Origin of the sequence: Acinetobacter sp. ANC 3781, assembly GCF_004331285.1 — a bacterium.
Lineage (GTDB): Bacteria > Pseudomonadota > Gammaproteobacteria > Pseudomonadales > Moraxellaceae > Acinetobacter.
On record NZ_SJOH01000009.1, the window covers coordinates 105,903 to 130,016 of the forward strand.

General features: G+C 39.5%; 27 protein-coding genes and 1 pseudogene. 4 read left to right on the forward strand and 24 right to left on the reverse strand.

Annotated features, from left to right (window positions below):
* The first annotated feature begins 421 nt into the window (after positions 1-421).
* Positions 422-886 (forward strand): MarR family winged helix-turn-helix transcriptional regulator, encoded by a 465-nt coding sequence (locus tag E0H89_RS08445; protein WP_131216198.1) that lies wholly within the window; start codon positions 422-424, stop codon positions 884-886.
* 149 nt (positions 887-1,035) lie between these two features.
* A complete protein-coding gene (locus E0H89_RS08450) occupies positions 1,036-1,500 on the forward strand; it encodes a MarR family winged helix-turn-helix transcriptional regulator (protein WP_131216199.1) in 465 nt (154 codons plus the stop codon).
* Between the two features lie 7 nt (positions 1,501-1,507).
* Here E0H89_RS08450 and E0H89_RS08455 read toward each other — a convergent pair whose 3' ends face one another.
* From E0H89_RS08455 to E0H89_RS08475, 5 genes are all read right to left on the reverse strand, one after another.
* Complete coding sequence (locus tag E0H89_RS08455) at positions 1,508-2,167, reverse strand: SOS response-associated peptidase (protein ID WP_131216200.1); 660 nt, start codon at positions 2,165-2,167, stop codon at positions 1,508-1,510.
* Between the two features lie 238 nt (positions 2,168-2,405).
* Entirely contained in the window at positions 2,406-2,876 is a 471-nt protein-coding gene (locus tag E0H89_RS08460; protein WP_131216201.1) for a hypothetical protein, read from the reverse strand.
* A 77-nt stretch (positions 2,877-2,953) separates the two neighbouring features.
* Positions 2,954-5,119: a malate synthase G gene (locus tag E0H89_RS08465; RefSeq protein WP_131216202.1), complete on the reverse strand. Its 2,166-nt coding sequence runs from the start codon at positions 5,117-5,119 to the stop codon at positions 2,954-2,956.
* A 361-nt stretch (positions 5,120-5,480) separates the two neighbouring features.
* On the reverse strand, positions 5,481-6,629 hold the full coding sequence (zapE, locus tag E0H89_RS08470) for a cell division protein ZapE (protein ID WP_131216203.1): 1,149 nt from the start codon (positions 6,627-6,629) through the stop codon (positions 5,481-5,483).
* Positions 6,630-6,713: 84 nt separating this feature from the next.
* Entirely contained in the window at positions 6,714-7,721 is a 1,008-nt protein-coding gene (locus E0H89_RS08475) for an AraC family transcriptional regulator (RefSeq protein WP_131216204.1), read from the reverse strand.
* Between the two features lie 155 nt (positions 7,722-7,876).
* Between E0H89_RS08475 and E0H89_RS08480 the strand changes: the two genes are divergently transcribed.
* The gene (locus tag E0H89_RS08480; protein WP_131216205.1) at positions 7,877-9,388 is read left to right on the forward strand and encodes a flavin-containing monooxygenase; all 1,512 of its coding nucleotides are present in this window, start codon (positions 7,877-7,879) and stop codon (positions 9,386-9,388) included.
* A 51-nt stretch (positions 9,389-9,439) separates the two neighbouring features.
* Positions 9,440-10,348 (forward strand): LysO family transporter, encoded by a 909-nt coding sequence (locus tag E0H89_RS08485; protein WP_131216206.1) that lies wholly within the window; start codon positions 9,440-9,442, stop codon positions 10,346-10,348.
* A gap of 117 nt (positions 10,349-10,465) precedes the next feature.
* Here the strand turns inward: E0H89_RS08485 and E0H89_RS08490 are convergent, their stop codons facing one another.
* From E0H89_RS08490 to E0H89_RS08580, 19 genes and pseudogenes are all read right to left on the reverse strand, one after another.
* Positions 10,466-10,684 carry a hypothetical protein gene (locus E0H89_RS08490; protein WP_131216207.1) on the reverse strand — a complete coding sequence of 73 codons (219 nt, stop codon included), beginning with the start codon at positions 10,682-10,684 and terminating at the stop codon, positions 10,466-10,468.
* An 85-nt stretch (positions 10,685-10,769) separates the two neighbouring features.
* Complete coding sequence (gene pyrF, locus E0H89_RS08495; RefSeq protein WP_131216208.1) at positions 10,770-11,450, reverse strand: orotidine-5'-phosphate decarboxylase; 681 nt, start codon at positions 11,448-11,450, stop codon at positions 10,770-10,772.
* Positions 11,451-11,486: 36 nt separating this feature from the next.
* Complete coding sequence (locus E0H89_RS08500; RefSeq protein ID WP_131216209.1) at positions 11,487-11,846, reverse strand: lipopolysaccharide assembly protein LapA domain-containing protein; 360 nt, start codon at positions 11,844-11,846, stop codon at positions 11,487-11,489.
* A 23-nt stretch (positions 11,847-11,869) separates the two neighbouring features.
* Complete coding sequence (locus E0H89_RS08505; protein ID WP_067726064.1) at positions 11,870-12,172, reverse strand: integration host factor subunit beta; 303 nt, start codon at positions 12,170-12,172, stop codon at positions 11,870-11,872.
* A 160-nt stretch (positions 12,173-12,332) separates the two neighbouring features.
* A complete protein-coding gene (rpsA, locus tag E0H89_RS08510; RefSeq protein WP_131216210.1) occupies positions 12,333-14,009 on the reverse strand; it encodes a 30S ribosomal protein S1 in 1,677 nt (558 codons plus the stop codon).
* A 107-nt stretch (positions 14,010-14,116) separates the two neighbouring features.
* A complete protein-coding gene (gene cmk / locus E0H89_RS08515) occupies positions 14,117-14,800 on the reverse strand; it encodes a (d)CMP kinase (protein WP_131216211.1) in 684 nt (227 codons plus the stop codon).
* Between the two features lie 17 nt (positions 14,801-14,817).
* Positions 14,818-15,249 carry an SRPBCC family protein gene (locus E0H89_RS08520; protein WP_131216212.1) on the reverse strand — a complete coding sequence of 144 codons (432 nt, stop codon included), beginning with the start codon at positions 15,247-15,249 and terminating at the stop codon, positions 14,818-14,820.
* A 59-nt stretch (positions 15,250-15,308) separates the two neighbouring features.
* Entirely contained in the window at positions 15,309-15,830 is a 522-nt protein-coding gene (gene tadA / locus E0H89_RS08525; RefSeq protein WP_131216213.1) for a tRNA adenosine(34) deaminase TadA, read from the reverse strand.
* Positions 15,831-15,832: 2 nt separating this feature from the next.
* Positions 15,833-16,957 (reverse strand): enoyl-CoA hydratase/isomerase family protein, encoded by a 1,125-nt coding sequence (locus tag E0H89_RS08530; protein WP_131216214.1) that lies wholly within the window; start codon positions 16,955-16,957, stop codon positions 15,833-15,835.
* Entirely contained in the window at positions 16,954-17,667 is a 714-nt protein-coding gene (gene ung, locus E0H89_RS08535) for a uracil-DNA glycosylase (protein WP_131216215.1), read from the reverse strand. Before ung ends, E0H89_RS08530 begins: the two co-directional genes overlap by 4 nt.
* Positions 17,668-17,717: 50 nt before the next feature.
* The gene (locus E0H89_RS08540; RefSeq protein WP_131216216.1) at positions 17,718-18,314 is read right to left on the reverse strand and encodes a 6-pyruvoyl trahydropterin synthase family protein; all 597 of its coding nucleotides are present in this window, start codon (positions 18,312-18,314) and stop codon (positions 17,718-17,720) included.
* A gap of 157 nt (positions 18,315-18,471) precedes the next feature.
* The gene (gspK, locus tag E0H89_RS08545; RefSeq protein WP_131216217.1) at positions 18,472-19,416 is read right to left on the reverse strand and encodes a type II secretion system minor pseudopilin GspK; all 945 of its coding nucleotides are present in this window, start codon (positions 19,414-19,416) and stop codon (positions 18,472-18,474) included.
* A gap of 21 nt (positions 19,417-19,437) precedes the next feature.
* The gene (gspJ, locus tag E0H89_RS08550; protein WP_131216218.1) at positions 19,438-20,172 is read right to left on the reverse strand and encodes a type II secretion system minor pseudopilin GspJ; all 735 of its coding nucleotides are present in this window, start codon (positions 20,170-20,172) and stop codon (positions 19,438-19,440) included.
* Positions 20,172-20,540 (reverse strand): annotated as a pseudogene (gspI, locus tag E0H89_RS16710) (type II secretion system minor pseudopilin GspI); the annotation flags it as partial. The gene gspJ and the pseudogene gspI, both read right to left, overlap by 1 nt.
* Before the next feature lie 199 nt (positions 20,541-20,739).
* A complete protein-coding gene (locus E0H89_RS08560) occupies positions 20,740-21,297 on the reverse strand; it encodes a pilus assembly FimT family protein (protein WP_131216220.1) in 558 nt (185 codons plus the stop codon).
* A 9-nt stretch (positions 21,298-21,306) separates the two neighbouring features.
* Positions 21,307-21,921 (reverse strand): TetR/AcrR family transcriptional regulator, encoded by a 615-nt coding sequence (locus tag E0H89_RS08565; RefSeq protein ID WP_131216221.1) that lies wholly within the window; start codon positions 21,919-21,921, stop codon positions 21,307-21,309.
* Positions 21,922-21,967: 46 nt separating this feature from the next.
* On the reverse strand, positions 21,968-22,741 hold the full coding sequence (locus tag E0H89_RS08570) for a TatD family hydrolase (RefSeq protein WP_131216222.1): 774 nt from the start codon (positions 22,739-22,741) through the stop codon (positions 21,968-21,970).
* 26 nt (positions 22,742-22,767) lie between these two features.
* Positions 22,768-23,109, reverse strand: coding sequence for a PilZ domain-containing protein (locus tag E0H89_RS08575; RefSeq protein WP_131216223.1), 342 nt, complete (start codon positions 23,107-23,109; stop codon positions 22,768-22,770).
* A gap of 19 nt (positions 23,110-23,128) precedes the next feature.
* Positions 23,129-24,112 (reverse strand): DNA polymerase III delta subunit-related protein, encoded by a 984-nt coding sequence (locus tag E0H89_RS08580; protein ID WP_131216224.1) that lies wholly within the window; start codon positions 24,110-24,112, stop codon positions 23,129-23,131.
* Between the last annotated feature and the right edge of the window lie 2 nt (positions 24,113-24,114).

Genomic DNA, 24,114 nt, shown 5'->3' on the forward strand with positions numbered 1-24,114 from the left:
AAACTTAGATGCGCAAGCCTCTAATCCCATCAAAAAAATTACTGGATTATTTGCTATGGTCAATGTGAAAGCACTAACCTTCAATGAAACGTCGAAAACCATTGCTAATACTAATGATGAAGATGGAGATCGTCGTTTAAATTCATCATTTGATCCGCACCAAGTTAAGGTCGTGGGCATGTGTAGACTTTCATCAAGATAAAGATGGTTACAACCTGGCCCTTCTAGACGATGATGCTTAATTTTGATTCATATAAGGAAATCTATAAATATAAGTTTCCATTGCATTAGGAAAAACTTAATATATATTAATTAGCAATAAAAATAATTCAATATGTATTGCGAATCTAAATGGCTTTGGAATAAAATGTTCTTCAACAAAAAATTACAATTACAACAATGAATTAGGGGAGCTTTTACCATGACAAAAAAATTCAGTAAATTTTTACCTTCTATGGAAAATTTTAGTTTAGATAATTTTCCATATTATTGGATTACCCAAGTACATGCTCAATACGTCCAAAATGTCGATCACGTCTTAAAAAAATATGGTTTAGATAATTCTCGTCGACGAATTTTGCTGTCTCTAAAATTCAAACCGCATGCAAGTGTATCTGATTTATCTGAAATGGTCGTGTCCAAGATGTCAACAACGACTAAAATTGTTTATCGTTTAAAAGATGAAGGATTAGTAGAAACCTATTCTTGTGAAGATGATGCCCGAATTACTCGTGTGGTATTAACGGATAAAGGGCAACAAATGACCCAAAAAATTAACGATTTGACTAATGTGGTTTTGGAGCAGTCTTTTGAAGGCTTAACCCCATTACAAATTGAAAAAATGATGGAAAGCCTTAAGCATATTTTCAAAAATTTAGCGCATTAATTTAATTTTAATCTAAAAAACTTAAGGGGGAGTAACGCTCTTTACTTTAACTAAAACATCTTTTGACAGGCAGTTTTAGTCAAAAAATTTAAAAAATACCGTTACAATAATAAAATACAATTACAACAATTAAAAAAAGGATAACCCTCATGACAAAAAAATATAGTAAATTTTTACCGTGTGTGGAAGATTTTAGTTTAGATAATTTCCCATATTATTGGGTTACTCAAGTACATGCTCAACATGTACAGAACATCGATCATGCCTTAAAAAAATATGGTTTAGATAATTCTCGTCGACGAATTTTGCTCTGTTTAAAATCAAAACCCCATGCCAGCGTATCTGATTTATCAGGAATGGTCGTATCCAAGATGTCAACAACGACTAAAATTGTTTATCGCTTAAAAGATGAAGGATTAGTAGAAACCTATTCTTGTGAAGATGATGCCCGCATTACTCGTGTGGTGTTAACGGACAAAGGGCAACAAATGACCCAAAAGATTAATGACCTTACCCATGTGGTTTTGGAACAATCTTTTGATGGCTTAACCCCCTTACAAATTGAAAAAATGATGGAAAGCCTTAAGCATATTTTCAAAAATTTAGCACGTTAATTTAAATTTAATCAAAAAAATTCAGTTGAGGAGTTATTTTCTCGATTTTTACTTTAGGTACATGTGAACATTCAAATTCACTTACAGGAAACCCTTCAACAAATGATCGGATATCTGGAGACTTCCAACTCAGCCATTCATTTAAACGCTCGTGAGGAATAACAATCACTGAGCGTTTAATATTTCCAGGTTCATGAAATTCTTTCATCATGGGATGGTCAATTGCGTCCATCGTAATCATGGTAGCTGAACGAATCACTTCGTCCCCGATCTTACAAATTTCGTAAAGTGCGGCAATAAAAACAGCTTGACCATCTTTCCGACGCACTCCCCAACGCTGTGCTTTATAATCAAAATATTTGGACTCGTAAAACTCAGTCACTGGAATGACACCAAATTTATATTTCGTCAATGCATTATTAAAAGTAGGTTTTTGAAACAAGGTCTCATTGCGGGCATTATAGGTTTTACTTGCAATCGTGTTATCTTCTGCCCATTTCGGTACCAGACCAAACATTACTTTACGCCACTCCGGACCCTGCGCTGATTTGAACAATAAAGGCAAGTCATAACCCGGATAAACCTCTTCCGAATATTCAAAAGGAATTTCTGGGAGATTTAAATCCTGTAATTGTTTAAGCGTTAGTGGTTTGAAGTTTGCGCACATAGCATAGGTATTAAATTAAAACTGGCTCCATTATATCCTTAACTGTATCATTCTGACTGCATTAGCTTGCTAGAATTCGTTAGCCAATTTGTAGCCTAATTCTTCCGAAATCACCTGCATTAAGACGCCCTACTCAAACTTCCTCTAAAGGATTTACCTGGTTGACCTGCCCTATAACCGAAAAAACCACTGTGTAAGATATATTTTGAAGCTAGATTTAATTATTCGCTAATCAAAATTAACTGTTTACTTTTTTGATGGCCACACAGATACGCCAGTAAATTAAAAATGAAGTGGCCATGTCCACTCCAGCACTTTTAATCGCATCAATATGTGCCAGTTGAGCTTCATTAAACCGAATTTTAAAAATATTAAAAATAAGTTCAAAACAAATCATCGCCACAATTGCAAAGACAGTGATTTTAATGGTAATAGGTAAATAAAGCGCAATAAAACGATTTAAAAATGCGTGGCCGTTTTCACCGCCATTAGCCATAAATATGGCATTAATCCAAGTGATTAACAAACCTATATTAATGATTAACGATGCTAAACTTATTTTTAGATCTTCAGTTTCAGCCTGACTTAAAGCGAAAAAGCTTAACAAAATTAAAATACTGCTGACCAAATAATAATTCTTAAAGTCGGCGTAAGTGACACGATTTTGTTTTAAGTCTTCAATGAGTAGATCGGTACGCCAAAAATACATGATTTATACTCCATTATTATGTGTGGATCATATACAAAAAAAGCCTCACAAGGAGGCTTTTTATTCAGCTCACAGGATTAGTCACCTGTATAACCTTTAAGTTTTAAACGAGCAGCATGTAATAGCGGCTCTGTATAACCTGATGGCTGTTCCCCACCTTTAAAGATCAAGTCAGAAGCGGCTTGAAATGCAATATTGTTTTCAAAGTCATTCGACATTGGCGTGTAGAGCGGATCATTGGCATTTTGCTCATCCACAATTTTCGCCATACGCTGCATTACTTCTTCAACTTGCGCACGCGTTACGACACCGTGACGTAACCAGTTTGCAACGTGTTGCGAAGAAATACGTAAAGTTGCACGGTCTTCCATCAAACCAACGTTGTTGATATCGAGAACTTTAGAACAACCGACACCCAAATCAACCCAACGAACCACGTAACCTAAAATACCCTGACAGTTATTTTCAAGTTCTTTGGTTTTCTCTTCTTCAGACCAATTAGTGTCTTTCGCTAAAGGCGGAGTTAACAAATCATCTAAAGGTAATGCTTCAGTCGCCAATAAGTCTTGCTGACGGCTTGCTACATTAATTTGGTGATAATGAATCGCGTGAATGACCGCACCTGCAGGTGATGGAACCCATGCACAGCTTGCACCTGCTTCTGGATGTTCAGTTTTGGTTTTGTACATGTCAAGCAGCATATCCGGTTTTGGCCACATGCCTTTACCAATTTGTGCTTTACCACGTAAGCCTGCTTTCAAGCCAACCATCACGTTGCGGTTCTCATAAGCCGGGAACCAGATTTGAGATTTCACTTCGCCTTTACGAACGAAAGGACCAGCTTCCATGAAAGTATGAATTTCATCACCGGTACGATCCATGAAGCCCGTGTTAATGAAGATGGTACGGTCTTTCGCTTGAGCGATACAGTTTTTTAAGTTTACAGAGGTACGACGCTCTTCATCCATGATACCGATTTTGAGTGTTTTAGCCGGTAAACCTAATGCTTGCTCAGCACGTTCAAACAGCTCAACCGCAAAAGCAACTTCTTCAGGACCATGCATTTTTGGTTTAACGATATACATCGAACCTTTACGCGAGTTCTTGATTTCGTTTTCACCTTTGATGTCTGCAAAAGACAACAATGGTGTAACCAACGCATCCATGATGCCTTCATAAATTTCCGCACCATCGACAAGAATGGCTGGATTGGTCATTAGATGACCCACATTACGAAGTAACATGAGTGAACGACCGTGAATAGAGGTCACTCCACTAATCAGGTTTTTATGGGTGCGATCTTTATTCAACGAACGGGTAACGGTTTTACCATTTTTTGCGATTGACTCTTCTAAAGTGCCACGCATTAGACCCAACCAGTTACGGTAGCCTTCTACTTTTTCTTCTGCATCCACTGCAGCAATCGAATCTTCTAAATCTTGGATAGTGGTTACAGCTGCTTCAAGCACTAAGTCTTTAACGCCAGCGGCATCTGTTTGTCCAATCGGACTGGTTGCATCAATTTCAACAATTACATGCAATCCATTATTTTTAAATACGATTTCATTCGGTGCAGCAGCTTCACCGTTATATCCCACGAATTGTGCTGGATGCGCTAAAGTGGTTGTAGAACCATCTTTTAAAGTCACAACAAGTGCATTATGTTCAACTGTGTATTTTGTTGCATCTGCATGCGAACCATTTGCCAGCGGGAAAGTTTCATTTAAGAAATTTTTCGCGAATGCAATTACTTTTTCACCACGTACCGGGTTATAGCCCTTACCTTTTTCCGCGCCATCTTCTTCAGGGATCACGTCGAAACCATAAAGTGCATCGTATAAAGAACCCCAACGCGCATTTGCCGCGTTCAAGCAATAACGTGCATTACGTACAGGTACTACAAGTTGTGGACCAGCCAAAAGCGCGATTTCTTCGTCGACATTTTCTGTGCTGATCTTGAAATCTTCTACTTCTGGTAATAAGTAGCCAATTTCTGTAAGGAAAGCTTTGTAAGCTTCTAATTCAAATTTGTTGTTACGGTGCCATTCATCAATTTTAGCCTGAAGATCTTCACGCTTAGCTAAAAGCGCCTTATTCTTGGGACTAAGATCAACAACGACTTGCTCAAAGTTTTTCCAGTATGTTTCGCTGTCTAAACCAGAACCTGGTAATGCTTCATTTTCGATGAAATCGTAAAGTTCTTTAGCAATCGCTAACTTGCCTTTTTGAATACGTGCAGTCATTGTCTTTCCTGATATTGCTACTTTTTATAACAAGAGATTCTAGTATACCGATTTAAATCTAGCTGAATAGTACTATCACATTGCTAAATAGTGATCATTTTTTATAAAATAAATATACATATTACTAAATAAAATATAGCTCACAAATGCAGTGTCATCATCAACTTGAATACCTTTTTATAGTTTATAAAGTTTTTGAAATGTCGAAATTAGACTTAAGTGCAGATTTATGGATAAAAACAGTACTTAAACCCGACGTTGGTATAGTTATAGAGTAAAGTTTAAACAATGACTAGGGCTAAATGTCGACAAAATACACATTTTTTTAGTAATAAAAAAGCGCCATTTCTGGCGCCTGCTTTTAATTTGTTGGTGATTCTATATTTTGTATAAGCTTATGCTCCGCATTCAGATACTCATCGGACTGCATTTCCAGCAAACGTGAACGCGTACGTTCAATTTCAAAGGCCAATTTTTCACCTTGATAAATTTCAATAATTGAATCTTCAGAGGTTAATAACAGTTTTACGCCACGATCATAAAACTCATCGACCAGATAAATAAAACGACGTGCGCCTTCCGACAAGTAGTCTGTTAAATGCGGAACGTTACTCACCAGCACGGTGTTGTAGATATTGGCGATTTCAATAAAGTCTGCCGGACTGCGTGGTTTGAAACACAATTCTGAAAATTCGCACCATAAAACGTCTTCAGTATGCCCAACTGTTTCCACAATACGATTATTAATAATAATCGGTTCTTGAGAAATTTTTTGAGTTTGAGTCAAAGCAGTAAAACGCTGGGCGATCCAGTTTTTATGATCATGCGTCAGTGGAGATTTAAACAATTGCGCCTGTTTAAGTACTCGTAAACGATAATCTACCCCCGCATCGACATTTAAAATTGCACAGTTCTTTTTCACCATCTCAATGGTGGGGATGAAACGGTCACGGTGAATCCCATTTTTATACAGACCGTCTGGGGCAATGTTCGATGTTGCAACCAGGGTAATCCCGCGATCAAATAATTTTTGGAACAATTCACTTAGAATCATCGCATCTGTAACATTAGATACAAAGAATTCATCAAAACAAATCACCACGGCTTGTTGGTATATTTGATCAGCCACCAACTCAAGTGGATTACGCTGTCCTGATAATTTGTTTAATTCACGATGCACATGCTGCATAAAATGATGGAAATGCATGCGCATTTTGCGACGAAAAGGAATCGAATCGAAAAACTGATCCATCAACCAGGTTTTTCCACGCCCTACACCACCCCACATATAGACACCTTTAGGAGAAGTTTGACGACGGAAGCGACGGAAAGCTTTTTTTGATGCCTTAAAACGCTGCAGCAGTTCTTGCCAAACACGATCTAACTCATGGACAGCTTGTGCCTGTGCATCATCCGGCATGAACTGACCAGAAGAGATCGCTTGCGCATAACGTTCTGCAGGTGACAAAGGAATAAAGGCGGTGCTGTGCTTAGAATTTAAGTCTGACATATGATTGGATACTATTTTAGGCTATTCAAAGTATAGCGAAGTTTGGGATGGAATATATAACACTTTGGCATTAATAAACTTAGGCTATTTAAAGTACTGGCGTGGACTATATCCAAACCATCTTTTAAAGGCATGATTAAAAGCCGCTGGCTCGGAATAGCCCAGTAACTCTGCAATCATTTCAATAGAATATTCTTTATACTCTATCAGCCTTAGTGCTTTGTCTTTAATCAGTTGTTCACGTATTTGCTTATAGCTGCTTTGTAATTGTTGCAATTGATGGCGCAAAGTTCGCTCTGGAATTTGCAGCGCTTGCGCTGTTTCTGCCATGGTTGGCATTACACCTTGCTGTAACTCTAAATAATCTTGTACACGTTGCACCAATGAAGGTATTTGTTGATCCACTTTTAAGCGTTCTAACTCCGCTATACATTTACTTTCATAGATTTTAAAAGTCATTTTATCTGCGGATGGAAGCGAAACATTCAGTACGGCATTATCGAACCAGAATTCTGCACACTTCGAACCAAACCGTAACTCTAGACCGTAGTAATCATAATAGTTTTTTAAGGACTCTTGGTTTTCTGGTTGTAAAAATGGCAAATCAATATGAATTTGAGGAATGCTCAATCCCATCATTTTATAAAGATCTTGAATAAATTTATAGGTCCCTGAAATTTCACATTGCGCCCGCAGTAAACCCAGATCACTATTTAAATCATGCGGCTCATAACACAAAGCAACTTTATGCTCTGTATATTTCAAGCTTAAAGCTCCAGTTAAATGAGTTAAAGATTGATACAAAATACCTTGCTCTAAAGCTATACGTACATTATCACTGGTCACCAACAGCATCAGTAAAGGGCCATAGCCAGCAAGTGCATAATGCTGCCCAATAAATAACCCTTTTTCGGGCGCAACATCTTGCCCGATGACTTTTAAGACGTCCCACTCCAAACTTGGATGAATAATTGAACTTGGATCCAATGCGTCAGCACGCAGACCAATACTTTGAAGTTTTTGATCGACTGCAACCCCAGCTTTACGCATGCCTTGAATTAAATACATCAAGCCAAGAATTGATCGTTTCATAACATTGTCAAATTAAAAGAATATGACAGTTTTTACTATAAAATTTCACTTTTGCAAATTGCCGAATCTATCAATTTTTTTGTCATACCTATCATGTTGCGGATTTACCTATTCATTTAAGCTATATAAAAATAGACCTATAAGGCAAATAAAAAATGCGTGATACAACTCAAAGCAGGCAACCACCACAACAAACTCAAGTTGCCATTATTGGCGCAGGATTTGGTGGCTTGGCAATGGCCATTCGTTTATTACAAAATAATATTCAAGATTTCGTCATTTTAGAAAAAGCCAATGATGTCGGGGGGACTTGGCGCGAGAATCAATACCCGGGTGCAGCCTGTGATGTGCAATCGCATATGTATTCACTTTCTTTTATCCCTAAAAGTGATTGGTCCAAGCGCTATGCTGACGCAGCTGAAATTTTTGCCTATATCCACAGTTTGACTCAAAAATATGATTTAAAAAAATATTGCGAATTTAACTGTGAAGTTCTAGCTGCTGAATACAATCAACAAAGTTGTGACTGGAAGCTGACATTAAACAATGACACAACCCTGATGGCTCAATTTGTTGTTTTCGCATCTGGCCCTCTACATGTTCCGCAAATTCCACAAATCAAAGGCATTGAAAAGTTTCAGGGTAAAGTTTTTCATTCATCGCAATGGGATCATCAATATGACCTCAGCAATAAAAATGTTGCATCCCTCGGTACGGGTGGTAGCGCCATTCAATATATTCCTGAAATTGCCTCCAAAGTAAAGCAACTGTATGTGTTTCAACGTACCGCAGCCTGGGTCATTCCACGAGATGAACGTAATTATTCAAGTTTGGAAAAAAAGCTGTTTGATAAGTTTGATTGGTTTAGAAAACTGCATCGCACACGTCTCTATTGGTCAAATGAATCGCGTGTAATTCCCATAGTTAAACCAACCGTGATGAAATACACCCAAAAACTCGCAGAAGCCTATATTAAATACCAAGTGAAAGATAAAAACCTGGTTCAAAAGCTCACGCCTGATTATATTATGGGCTGTAAGCGTATTTTAGTTTCTAATAAGTACTATCCAACCTTCAATCGACGCAATGTCGAACTCGTTACCGATAACATTCAAGAACTAACTCCTAACAGTATTATTAGCAAAGATGGTAAAGAACGTCAGATTGATTGCCTGATTTATGGTACAGGCTTTATCACAGACCCACGTATCTATTTAAAATCATTTAAATGCACAGGAGAAAATGGACTCGATTTACGAGAAGCTTGGCATGAGGGCGCAGAAAGCTTTTATGGCATTTGTACCAAACATTTTCCAAATTTATTCCAACTTTTAGGACCCAATACAGTTCTGGCGCATAACTCTGTCATCTTTATGATTGAGTCACAGGTCAATTACATCTTACAAATGATTCAGTTAGTCAAACAGTCCCATAGCCATGCCATTGTGGTGAAAGACCAAGTGCAAGATCAATTTAATGTAGAGGTACAAAGCCTTCTTAATGGAACTATTTGGCAATCTGGATGTGTCAGTTGGTATCAGCAAGATGGAGGTAAAAACTTTGCGCTATGGCCCACCTATACATGGAAATACTGGTTAAAAACCAAAAAACTTAATCCCGCAGATTACCGGTTGCTAAATAAAACATCTGGAAGTCGTGCAGCCTAAATACTTAATGATCATAATAAGCAGGTGTCTTTTCACCTGCCGACTTTTTGTATGCAATCGCTTTGGTTGATCATCCAACTTCTTATCTGTTTATTCCTTGGCTTTGTTCTTGCCCGTAAACTTCCGAAATGGCTAGAAAGCTTAGCTTTTAAAGTTCTACCTTATTTTACTTATATTCTACTCATTACCATCGCGATTGAATTTTCTCAAACATTACACAGTATAAGCAGCCCTCTACAGATTTTATCTCATGCACTCATCCTCTCGATTGCAACATCACTGGGTGCTTTTCTCTGCTGCTATATCTTGTTTAAAAGTATTGGCTATCAACCCACGCAAGGTAAAGTATCCGCAGCACTATTGGTTAAATCGCTGCTTAATATTAGTTATGCTTTTATTGCACTCGCATTAGGTTATGGACTGGCTGAAATTTTTAATCATTTTGATTATAGCTTGTATGTGAGTACATGGGATCTATTGCTCATCTTCATGTTCTTGATTGGTTTGGATTTAGCCTACTCCCCACTCGACCGTTCATGGCTAAACTGGAGAATTATGCTTGTACCCATGGGGTGTATTGTTGGTTCATTAGCAGGTGCCTTTTTTACCGCAGCAATTGTGAAAGACATTAGTCTCAAAGACCTGATTATGCTGTCACAGGGTTATGGTTTTTATTCCATGACAGGTATTGTGGTAACTGAATTAAAAAATGCCGAGCTTGGTAGCATTGCACTGATGAATGATCTATTCAGAGAAATTATTGCGATTCTCTTGATGTATAGCATTGGCTGGCGCTATCCTCGGTCAGCCATTTCATCCGCTGCAGCAACTGCTATGGATGTCACTCTACCTATGGTCAAACAAGCCTGTGGCAAGGAGTTTATCCCACACGCTATGGTCAGTGGTTTTATTTTATCAGTATTGGCACCTGTAGTGGTCAGTGTATTGGCGGCGATTTAAAACCCCTTCCCCCTTCTTACGCTGTGTTTCAAAGCATTACTTTAAAACTTGCACAGGAAGGAGAAATTCCTCCTTTATGAAAGGGGGATTTAGGAAGAGTGTAGATTAATTAAGAGTCTACAAACTCAAATCAATACTACCCAATGAATCACTTACTGTTTCAATGACATCCGAAGCAAGACTAATTACATCAGATGCTAGACCAATAACGTCAACCCCTGATGTCCAATCTACCGAACCTGTCTGCTGTTGCTGCTGTTCTTGTTGTTGAAGCTGTTGAACATTTTGAATCATGTCATTCTGTACTATTTCTGGTGAATGTTCAGATGTAGTCATCATTTTTCCTTTAATTGTTATTTTCACTTTCTTAATGTATAAAAAAAGCCTTTCACTTGAAAGGCTTTTTGTCGTATGCACAGAATTATAACGTCGCCAAAATATCACGCAAGGTTTGACTTGGGTTTGCTGATTGAGTAATTGGGCGACCAATCACCAAATGCGTTGAACCATCAAGCATCGCCTGTTTTGGTGTCACAATACGTTTTTGATCATCTGCATTAGAACCCGCTGGGCGAATACCCGGTGTCACTAAAGCAAAATCCTGACCTAATGTCTCACGGAGCATCTTTGCTTCTTGAGCTGAACAGACCACACCATCCAGACCACTGTCTTGAGTGAGCTTAGCAAGACGTTTTACTTGTTCAGATGGTTCAATATCCAAACCGATATCTTTTAAGTCCTCACGACCCATTGAAGTCAACACAGTTACAGCAATAAGTTGAGTATTATAATTACCCACTTTTAAACGCTCTACACAGGTCTCCATCATCTTACGACCACCTGATGCGTGTACGTTCACCATCCACACACCAAGATCTGCTGCTGCGCATACGGCTTGTGCAGTCGTATTTGGAATATCATGGAATTTTAAATCCAAGAAAACCTCAAAGCCTTTTTCGTGCAGTGCCTTAACTACACTTGGACCTTCATGGGTAAATAACTCTTTCCCAACTTTTACTCGACATAAAGCAGGGTCTAATTGCTCTGCAATGGTTAACGCGTCATATTGGCTTTTAGCATCCAGTGCAACAATGATACTCAAGAGAATTTACCTTCGGTCAGACAAAAAGAAAGCCCATTATAATGGGCTTTTATTTTCGTTGGTAATATCTAATACAGTTTTTTCATGCCTAGTATGAGCTGCAGCTTCAGCAGCAGCCAATTGGGCAGTTTGAATTTGCTCTTTCCGGAGATATTCAATGTCTTTACGCAATCGTTTAATTTCCCAACTATTTTGAAATACTCGGAAGATTTGCACACCTAACAATAAACCCAACACCACACCCAAAGCCAAAGTAAGTAATAACAATAAGCCTAAACGCATAGCAGGAACTTGAGTAAATAGCAGATCTACACTTAGTTCAGTACCATTTTGTAAAACTAAAGCCAGTGAATAGCCAAACAGTACAATAAGCAAAGCGACCAATACGTAACGCATAGATACCCCTTTTGGAATTTTTCTTACTGAGCAGATTCGTTTACTGCATCACGCAACGCCTTACCCGGTTTAAAGTGAGGAACTGCTTTTGCAGCCACTTCAACAGACTTTCCTGTTTTAGGATTACGCCCCACACGTGGATCACGGTGATGCAAAGCAAAACTACCAAAACCACGAATCTCAATACGATTATCTGATGATAGAGCAGCTATCATTTGATCAATCATAATTTTAACAGCTTCTTCGACCAAAGGTTCTGCTAAGTGTGGATTTTTAAGGGAAATTCGCTCTATTAAGTCAGACTTATTCAGTGCTTCCGTAGTCATCTGCGACCTCTTTAATTATCAAGCTACTTTGTAGATGATCCGATAATAACGCGTTTAAATACAAAACGGTAGCGCAATAAGTTAATACTACGCTACCGTTTACAGTATTTGTGTAAAAAGTATTAATTAATTTACATTAACAATACATTTTAACGCCTACTTAGTTGCCCATTTGAGCTTTGATCAAATCACCAATAGTCTTAGGACCATTTTCTGTAGAAGTTGTTGCTGTTTTCAAGTTAGCAACTGCTTCTTTCTCTTCAGCTTCGTCTTTCGCTTTGATAGACAAGTTGATAGAGCGTGATTTACGATCTACGTTGATGATTTTAGCTTCAACTTCTTGACCAACTTCCAAGAATTTAGTTGCATCTTCAACGCGATCACGGTTGATTTCAGAAGCTTTAAGAGACGCTTCAACTTCGTCAGCTAACTTAACGGTTGCGCCTTTAGCGTCAACAGCAGTCACAGTACCTTTAACCAAAGCACCGCGTTCGTTAGTTGCCAAGAAATCATTGAACGGATCATTGTTCATTTGTTTGATACCAAGGCTGATACGGTTGCCTTCAGCATCTACAGACAAGATAACCGCTTCAACAGTGTCACCTTTCTTGTAACGACGAATCGCTTCTTCGCCTTGTTCGTTCCAAGAAATATCAGACAAGTGAACTAGACCGTCGATACCACCTGGTAAACCGATGAAGATACCGAAATCAGTGATTGATTTAATCGTACCTGATACTTTTTCGCCTTTGTCGTGGTCTTTAGCAAACTCTTCCCATGGGTTAGCACGAGTTTGTTTAATACCAAGAGAAATACGACGACGTTCTTCATCAACTTCAAGAACCATAACATCAACTTCGTCGCCAATCTGAACAACTTTAGATGGGTGGATGTTTTTGTTAGTGTGATCCATTTCTGAAACGTGTACTAAACCTTCAACGCCTTCAGCGATTTCAGCGAAACAACCGTAATCAGTCAGGTTAGTTACGCGCGCTTTAACGATTGAACCTTTAGGGTAACGGTTCATGATCGCTAACCATGGATCTTCGCCTAATTGTTTAAGGCCTAAAGATACGCGGTTACGTTCACGGTCAAATTTAAGTACTTTAACAGTAACTTCTTGACCCACTTCCACAACTTCTGAAGGATGCTTGATGCGTTTCCAAGCCATATCAGTGATGTGAAGAAGACCATCAATACCGCCAAGGTCAACGAATGCGCCGTAATCAGTAAGATTTTTAATCGTACCAGTAACTGTTTGGCCTTCTTCAAGCTGAGCAAGAAGAGCTTCACGGTCAGCTGAAGATTCAGCTTCCATCACAGCACGACGAGATACAACAACGTTATTACGTTTAGCATCAAGTTTGATTACTTTGAATTCTAACTCTTTACCTTCAAGGTGAGTTGTGTCACGGATAGGACGAGTGTCTACCAAAGAACCTGGTAAGAACGCACGTACTGGACCGATGTCCACTGTGAAACCGCCTTTAACTTTACCAGAGATAACACCAGTAACGATTTCGCCGTCTTCAAAGATTTTTTCAAGTTTAGTCCAAGTTTCAGCACGTTTAGCTTTTTCACGTGATAAAACTGTTTGACCCATACCGTTGTCAAGAGCTTCAACAACAACATCAACAGTATCACCAACTTGAACTTCAAGTTCACGTTGGTCGTTTAAGAATTCAGCGCGGTCAACAATACCTTCTGATTTAAGGCCAGTGTCAACTGTTACCCAGTCAGAGTCGATGCTTACGACAACGCCTTGGATGACAGCACCCTTTTCAACGTTGAGGTTTAATTCGCTTTCTTCAAAGAGGGCTGCAAAAGATTCGGTCATGATATACCTGATAAAGTCAGCGGTCTTGGATCAGACAAGGCCGGTTTAATAAAGCTTCCACATAGTCCGTAATAAACTGATCTAGCTATGCTTTGGCTGAAAATTCTTTAAATGGCTAATTGCTTTTCGACAAAATTGGTCATCAACTTGAATACCTCATCTATGCCCAATTCTGAACTATCGATGATATAAGCATCTGCTGCTGGCTTGAGTGGAGCGACCGTGCGCTCCATATCCCGTTTGTCTCGAGCTTGTATATTAGCTAAAATGTCGCTTATTTTAACATCTAGCCCCATACCCTGCAACTGCTTTACACGTCGTGCCGCTCGGGATTCAGCCGAAGCAGTCAGGTAAATCTTGGCTTGGGCTTCCGGAAAAATAGAAGTCGCCATGTCACGACCATCTGCAACCAAGCCCGGTTCCTGTGCAAAAGCACGCTGACGTTCAAAAAGTGCCACTCTAAGTTCAGGAATTGCAGCAACTTTTGAAGCAAATTCACCCACCCGTTCTGTACGAATGGTTTGAGTTACATCTTCGTCATCAAGTTGAACTTGAGTACCCGTTTCAGTTGTAACAAATTTTATGTCTAAATTTGTTGCAATTTTAACGCACTTTTCAAGCGCTGAATCCAAGCAATCCAACAACTCTTGTTGATGTAATGACAGCCCTAGCAAACGATATAAAGCACCAGAATCCAGTAAATGAAATTGATAGTGCGATGCCAGTTTAGCCGCAAGTGTGCCCTTTCCAGAACCACTTGGACCATCGATAGTAATAATTTGAACTGTCATTAATTTTCCACTTTATGCTATACAGTTTTAGCGAGTTTCGAAAAACCTAGTTTAATCGCAGATTTAAGCTGTGCAAGGATTAATTTACTTACAAAGGGCGCGCGTGCCTGCAATTCAATAGTGTAAGTCACTAAAGTTTTATCAGTATCTTTTTGCTCAAACTCAATAATCCCTAAATGATGTTTCACCAAAGGATTTTTAATAATCTGATATTCGATGCGCTCATTAGGTTCCAGCAAAGTAATTTGTTCTTGCAGCGGTTTTATGGGGCCAAAACCCATACGGCGTACTGAACCAATACCATCTGGACGTTCAGGATCTGCAGAGTCTTTAATTCGTTCTACCTGAATCGGTGCAAAGGCTATATTATAAGTTGAATGTTTTGATAACAAATCAAAAACCTGATCGATGGGTGCGTTAAATTCTTTTTTTACCTGAATGGAATTCATGATTTATCCTAAATTTTAATTGACAATACTTATTGTCATTTTATTTTACATGATTTGAATTAATGATTCTGATCATTTAAAGACTTTTCTTGTAATCTCTGTAGCCGTTTTTGCTCACGCCGCATTTTAAAAAAATCACTGAGCTGTTTAGAACAGTGCTCATTTAAACATCCAGCTTCAAAATCAAACTGATGATTATAATAACCTGTTTCGAATAACTTGCGCGCACTGATCAAGGAACCTGCTTTTGGTTCAGTTGCACCAAACACTACTTTGGAAATTCGTGCATGAATTAAAGCCCCGACACACATGGTACAAGGCTCTAAAGTAACATACAGAACCGAGTCGTCTGGAAGTCGGTAATTCTTCAAATGAGCACAGGCTTGGCGTAATGCCTGAACTTCAGCATGGGCAGTGGGGTCATTTAAAGAAATGGGCGCATTATAGCCCGCACCAATAATTTGATTTTGACTGACAATAATCGCACCGACAGGAATCTCCTGTTTCGAAGCTGCAATAGCAGCTTGCTCGTAGGCAAACTGCATCCAGTACTCATCTGTCAATGGTGTTGCATCCGCCATTCTTAACCGATCACACCATGGTGTTTCAACAGGTTATTCCAGCTTTCATTTTTGGTCACAGGTGGACAATCAGCCAAAATTGCTTTCAATGAAAAATCTATTCCTTTTTTCCATTCTGGAGATAAGTCTTTATCCACCAAACGTGCACGTACCCCTTCTACGAAATCGGGATGACGAATTTTCCAGTCAGAAATTTGAGTTTCAAGTTCAAATACTTCATTCCATGAATGAACCTGTTTACCCCACTGCCACAATAGCCAGGTTAAAGCTGCGGTTGTAGGTGAACCTTTCTGCAAGTTCTCACTGGCTTGACGCAACCAGTCACTACGCGCATCACTCAGGCCAATAATAGATTCATAATCGTGTTCGAAGTTCACGCCACGACAAACACTGTGAATCACATCTAGTGAGTTTTGCAATGGCCCTGGACCCACTGGACGGTGCATCCCATTTAACGTGTCATCAATGGCACGGAAATCACCGGCCGGATAGTGTCCCCAATTAATACTGATCACTTTCTCAAGTACGTTATCACGCTGAGCATCACAAATATGGGTCGCCCAACCAATCCCATAGGCTCCTGCTGCGGTCATAATCGAACCAGTTAGACCGGTAAACAGTCCAATAGCTCCGCGATCCGCCAAGAAACGAGTAGCACCAACATCTGGATACAGGCCAATGTTAATTTCAGGCATGGCTAAACGTGAATAAGGTGTAACCAGACGGAAGGGTGCAGCCATGAATAAACCAAGCCCCCCACCCATCACATAACCTTCACCCCACACCAGAACAGGCTTAGCATAGTTATGCAGCAATAAATCTAATGCATATTCTTGTTCAAAGAATTTATTTGCTGTCTCAACTTCATCATTTATTACCAATTGACGAAGTTTACGCACATCTCCACCTGCACAGAATGCTTTTGGCGTGGTTGAATCCAGCCAAATGGCCTTAACAGCATCATCGTGGTGAAAATCTTGGAACACTTCCAATAGTGCGGTAACGATAGATTCATCCAAAGCATGCAGAGATTTCGGACGGTTCAGACGAACAATGCGCCAGCCATTTCTTGCTTCTTCTACAATAAGATCAGGATGATAGTTTTTTAATTCAGGAGATTTTGTCATGCGTCCAGCTGCCAATTTATCGGCTCAATGCCATTTTGTTTCAGGTAATTATTTGCTTTTGAAAATACTTTACAGCCAAAAAAACCACCGCGGTTTGCTGCAAGTGGTGAAGGATGTGCAGCTTTTAAAATAAGGTGTTTATTCGGGTCGATCCGCTGACCTTTACGTTGCGCATATGCTCCCCAAAGGATAAAAACAATATGCTCACACTGCTCATTCAATACATCAATAACATGATCGGTGAAGTCTTCCCACCCCTGTTTTTGATGCGAAGTTGGCTGACCTGCTTCAACAGTTAAAACTGCATTCAGCAATAAAACCCCTTGTTCCGCCCAACGTGTTAAATCACCGTGTTTCGAAACAGGAATACCCAGATCTGTATTTAACTCATGGAAGATATTACGTAAAGAAGGCGGTAATGCAAGTCCCTTTTGCACAGAAAAGCTTAATCCATGGGCCTGATTAGGACCATGATAAGGATCTTGACCTAAAATAACGACTTTCACATGATGTAATGGGGTTGTATTTAAGGCATTAAAAATTAGCGAACTCGGGGGATAGATCACTTTATCTGCGTGTTTTTCAGCAATCAGAAACTGCCTTAACTCATCCATTTTTGGGCTAAGCAAAAAATCACTTAAAACCCCTTTCCAACTCGCATCTAACTGAATTTTATTTAGTTGAGCTTGCTGTTGTTCCGTTAAAGACATAACTGCTTCCTAATCCTTTTTTGAAAACCTACCACGTGACTCAATGATCTTTAGAGGTGTACCTGAAGATCAACACTCGGGTTTTGGAATTTAATTCCTTGTTGTAATTTTTCATACATATTCGGGTCAGTCCATTCAACTTGAACTTGTTCAGAGAACACAATTTTTTCAAGACTCAGCACACCCATTTGCTCATTTTCAATATCTTCTATAAAGCTTTGGGCATACCCTGTATCGGTTTCATGCACAATCACAGAGTAAACTTCCACATCACCTTCCCCGTTTTGGGTTTCAGTAGACGCAAGCACCTGTTGCGCCAAGTAGAAGAAAATACGTGAAAATTGTTCTGCCGAAGGAGAAACGGGTAAAGCGACCCAACGTGCACTAAATTTTTTGCAGGCTTCAATATATTCAGCATCATCATGCTGCCAAAAACAAATGGCATGATCGAAACTGTCAAAAATATCCTTGATTACGCCCTTCAACAACCCGAAGTCGTACACCATTTGACCATGATCAAGCTTCGAAGCTTTAAGCAATAATTCAACTTTATAACTATGACCATGAATCGAACGCTTACAGCGATCCGATGTGCAATTTCGCACAATATGAGCATTTTCAAACTTAAATAACTTACGAATTAACATGTGCCCTGATGTAATCAAAAATATGTGAATTGAATTTGATTATAAAGCAAAAGTGAAAGACTGGACATTACTTTTACTGTTCAACACTATTGACAAAACATATCTTAGCAAAACAAAGAATTAGGTACCTTATATTGCAGCGTATTGGCTTATATCCTTAAAATGGTGCCATACTGCGATATGCCACATATACTGTTTTATCTTTACGTACCAAATCACTACTGAACTGACGTTTACGCTCGCTTAACAGCACTTCAATCTTGGCTTTGAAATAGCTGGATTGTACTCCCAGCAAGTTATTCATTTCATTTCGGATATCAGGATTAACCTGAGTGAAAGGTTCAATCACCCAAAGATCACTAATATTTGAAAAATGCTCTAACTTTGCCTGGCGTTGTTGCAACACTTGTTCAACCGCATTGACATCCAACTTGGGATCAAGACTTGCAAGTACCATCGCTGGCGCAGTATTTATATTAACTTTACTGTCTGATGCAGGTGCAGCACTGACATAGTTCGCAATTTGCAGATATTTTTGACCTTCAAAGCCACGGACTAATTTAAGTTCTTCAACACTATGAAATTTACTGTTTGATGGTAAATAACCTTGTGGCAAGCCTTGATAGTAATTGGACTCTGCTCCCATCGCACCAATGGTTTCATCATCAGCATCTTGCCAATCAATCACTGCCTCGCTCAATTTTTCTGGCAAACCCACACGGATTAACAGCTTTTCAAACCAAGCTTTCGCCTGAGGATTCGCTGTACCGTCATTGTTGACCAAGCTATTTAAATTAAATTTACCTGATTCATCCTGCAAAGTTCCTGATACAAAGCCATCTTCCACTGGAAAAGCTGGCATCGGTTTGGCCCAGTTCTCTTGCAGATGATCAATATCCCCTGCATTTTTCGCATCATCCACCAACAGCTCTGAAAAAAAGGCTTCTGCACTTTTGGCATACAGTAAAGATTGGTTTTGACGCATCAAATATGCCGTATTTTCAGCAGTATTGGCCTGACGTTTGGCAATCGTCGCAGCAAGAATTGTTGCTAATGCGACCATGACCAAGATCGTAATTAAGGCAATACCCTGCTGCTTCATGTTCAGTCTCTTTAAATTTGGTTATGTTGGATTATTTGAATTCTTATTTTGATTATTGTTCTGCGGTTTTAAGTAGTCTGTATTTAACAAACTAAAAATCCATTCATAAGCAACATCTTTTACTATTAATTTAATTTTAATCCCTTTGGGTAGTATCTGTTTTTGCACGACATCATTTAAATCCACTTGACCCTCTGGCCATGAGGTTGACTCATTCGGATTTAGCACAACAATTTCAAACTGATCTACATCGTTTAACAACACGCTGGATTCGGGTTGATCGCGTCCACTGCTGTTTAAATTACGATATTTCAAACGATACAGTTTTTTTTCATCTGCACGATATTGATATTCCACACGTTCATCTGCGGAGATACCTTGTTGCAAAGGATCAGTCACCCCCGTTTTACTAAAATTAAAGCGCCCATTTTGCAAAACCAAAGCAGGCTGAATATTTTTATTGATATTCGCGCTTAGTGGCACGGCCTGAACCGTATCACGCAAAATTTGTTGATAGGCTTCTTGCAACTGTCCCAAATTCACTTCATGTTCAGTATTACGCTCTTTAACCTTGATTAGATAATCTAAAACTTTCCAGCCTAATGCCGAAAGCACTGCAAATATGGCAATCGCTACCAATAATTCAACCAAGGTAAACCCTGAGCGAGGATTAACGAAACAACGTTTCGTCCGAGCGCAAGACCAGCAACCTTTGGGAGAGTCCAGAGTTGGTTTTTTTTTATTTTTCGATTGCATCAAACTTTGGCCTTATAGTTAAAGAAAACCAAATTGGTAATGCCCGACTCAACTTTACCTGATTCAGCATTAAACAAACTAACCTGCACTTCAATACGCTGCACATTCGGACTAATCATCGATTGTGCAGATTTATCAATTTGCCAGGTTTCTCCCTGCTGCGTAATCTGTTTGGATTGTGTTCCTTGCAACCACTCTTGGTTAATTTCCATCACGGCAACTTCATTTAAAGCAACAAACTGCGCTTTGGTTCTTAAAATGGCATTTGAAGTTGCCTGAGTGTATTGCATCGCCACTTTGGTGAAAGCGATTGCTGCTGTCGCGAAAATGGCTAAAGCCACCATCACTTCCAATAGGGTAAAACCTGAGCGAGGATTAACGAAACAACGTTTCGTCCGAGCGCAAGAGGAAGAACCATCTTCTGAGTACACACGATTAAGTCGAGTAATACTCGACCTGAGAGGTATTACCTCGTAAGAAAGTCCAAAAGCTGTGCTTGAGGAGTAGCGATAAGCGAAACGCTGTTTCACCGCTGCGCAAGACGATGAAGAGCTATACCTAAAGGATTTAGCTTTCACTGATTTTACCTAAATGATCAATCTCGATTTCTTCACCAATCGGACGTTGCTCGAAATAAAATTGAATCCGTACCGGTTTCGCTTCACCATTGCCTAGCCAAAGTAACTTTGGTGCATTTGCATTCAGCAAATCATCATTATTGGCATTTTCATAGCGATGATCGAGAGATTGTACATTGAAGGAAACATGATCGGGCAAAGCACGCTTTTCAAATTCTGAATAGTCTTGCCATTTTTTATTTTGATTGAGGACTGAATTTTGTGTAGCTTGAAGAGATGGAACTAGATATTCAACCACACTATAACGAAATGGCGATACATCTGTTGCAGTTTGAACATCAAGGGCAAAAATGCGTGCCTGATCATTCGCCTCACGATTAATTCTGCGTAAATCCATAATAAACACTTCACGTGCCTGCATGGCTTTACGCTGATCTACCCCGTTAATATTGGTAAGAATTAAAGATGCCATGATTGCCATAATCACAATTACCACCATCAACTCTACAAGGGTAAAACCGCGAATTGATGATGCTGTATGCTTCATGGCAGACCTTTAGGCAAATTGTTCCGTAGAACGGATTTGTTTTGGCATCGCCAATGCCTGGTCAATATAAGCTACACGCAATGTATCGCGTGAACCCAAATAACGCTGATAAAAACTAGAATTCAGGATTGCTGCTGCACCATGGGTTAAAGCCCAAATAGAGGCCAAATAATCACGCACCGACATGCTACTTTGAATGCTTTCCAGATAGCTTTCAGTCATACGAAAAATAATCCGTAAGCGCTGTTTTCTCACCTGATACAGCTCGCTGAATAAATGATGAATTCCTACACCTGTAGTAGAAAGACGTTCTTCAATTTGATGGAACAGCACTGTACGTTCCGGATGATGTAAATGATGCAACATAAAGAAAGCCAAATGCTCTGGAAAAGCTTTCTCCACATCTCTAATCATCTCAAGCAACATCTTCTCATTACGAATAATAAGAAGCATATAGAGTTCATCTTTACTTTGGAAATGTTTATATAGAGTCCCTTTCGCTAGATCGAGTTCTGCTGCCAACGCATCAAGCGTCATCCCTGATTCGCCATTTTCTAATAACAGTTGCTCTGCAACCTGAAAAATTAACGCTTCTCTCGCTCGAAACTGAGCCTGACGATCCATCTTCACCCTGTAACTCTCTTTATGCGCTTGTATCAATTCGAATTATTTACTTTAAATTGAGAAGGTTTTCAAAATTTTGCATGGTAATGAAAGCAATTTCCTCAACTGACTTATCATATACATCACTTAAGGCTTTGGCTACATAGGGAACGTATTTTGGTTCATTAGACTTTCCTCTATAGGGCATTGGTGCCAAGTAAGGACTATCTGTCTCAATCAGTACGCGATCCAATGGAACTTGCTTCGCAACATCACGTAAATCTTGCGCATTTTTAAAAGAAACAATTCCAGAAAATGACACGTAATAACCACAATCCAGCACCGCCTTTGCAGTTTCCCAATCTTCGGTAAAACAGTGCAGAATGCCATGAGTCGACTTTTCAGCGCGAATGATATCCACCGTATCATGCTTGGCTGAGCGGGTATGCACTACTACAGGTTTTTTGACTGCCTGAGAGGCATGAATATGACGGGCAAAACATTGTTTTTGTTCAGCAATGAAATCAGTACTATGAAAATAATCCAGACCTGTCTCACCAATCGCCCACACTTTTTCAGGCTGAGCCAGTTCAATTAAATAGTCTGTGGTCGCACGCGCCATGGTCTCAGGATCTTCACAGGGATGAACTCCGACACTGTATCCGACATCAGTATGACGTGCGGCAATTGTAGTAAGCTCGATATGGTCATCCAGATTAACCGAGATACTCATGAACTTGGATACACCCGCTTCACGCGCCTGTGCTAATGCCAGATCTAAATCACCACCATAAGGTGTTAAATCCAGCAAGGTTAAATGGCAGTGAGTATCTACAAACACGGTGAGATCCTAAATCGTTTAAACAGCTACATAGTGTAACTAGTTCGCCCTTCAGACTTAACACCTACAAGCAACTTTTCGGCTTCTGATTTGTAATAAACACCTTTTTCACCACTCAGTTGCATACCAAAGCCTTGTAACTTGATGCCGTTCTGCTTTTGTGAAATCCAGATGACTTTACCGGTTAAAGGAATTTTTTGTGACTGTTCAGGCAAGGTTGCAAGTACAAACACTTCTTCCCCAAGTTTTACCGGCTGTGTAGTCGGAATAAATAATCCACCACCGGCAACAAAAGGCATATAACTGGCATATAAGGTGTCTTTATCTGGGATATTCGCCTGAATAATACCGCCCATACGTGGTTGCATCATCTTCCCCTTTAAATATTTAGATGTTCATTAGTTTTATACACAATTGATCAAGTACCAAATTAGCTTGTACGTTTTGCTCGATAAACTGTTTAGATTGTTGCAAATCGGAATAAATGGTAAATAAAAATTCCAATGAATATTTTTCTGATAATTCACTTAAATCCAAATCTGGATTTTTAACCTGCTGATTGAGCTTGACACAAATTAAATCGGACAACAAGTATTCAAACATGTGCGTAAAGTCACTAAAACTGAGGGCTTTGTTCCACTTGGTCGCAATTGCCATCGGCATATTTTTTTGACTGACCAATTTCAGCCAATCGTTTACAAATTCTTGTCGTTTGTTTAGCCATTCGGCTTGTGCCAATTGCATGGCCTGCAAAGGCATTTGATTGGACAGATTCAGCAATAGTTGTTTTTGTGTTTGATTCAAATCAGGTAACTGCTGAGACAAATACTCATCTGCTTGAACTTCCGACATCCGATCCAAAGCGAAATGTTGTAAGCGGCTACGAATAGTCGCGGGAAGTTTCAGATAATGATCGGCCAGTAAAATAAAGACAACACGATCTCCGGGTTCTTCCAGCGTTTTTAATAATGCATTCGCAGAAGCCATATTTAAAGCTTCTGCCGGCTCAATCACAATCACCCTCCAACCATCTACCGTTTGTTGTACAAAGGGCAATAAGTCACGAATTTTTTCGATTTTAATTTTGGCGTTTTGCTTTTTATTTTCTTCATCTGTACTGATGTGCACATAGTTCGGATGGGTATCTGATTTCAGCCACAAGCAACTACCACATTCCCCACAAGGTGCATTGTTTGCATGGCGATTAGAACACAACACCCAGGCCAAAAAATATTGCGCAAAGGCTTCTTTACCACAGCCTTTTTTGCCATAAAAAAGCAAGCCATGTGCAATTTTCGGGAAACGCCCTGTCAGCGTATCCCAAACGGTTTTTTGCCACGGATAAACTTGTGCAACTACATCATTTTGCATTG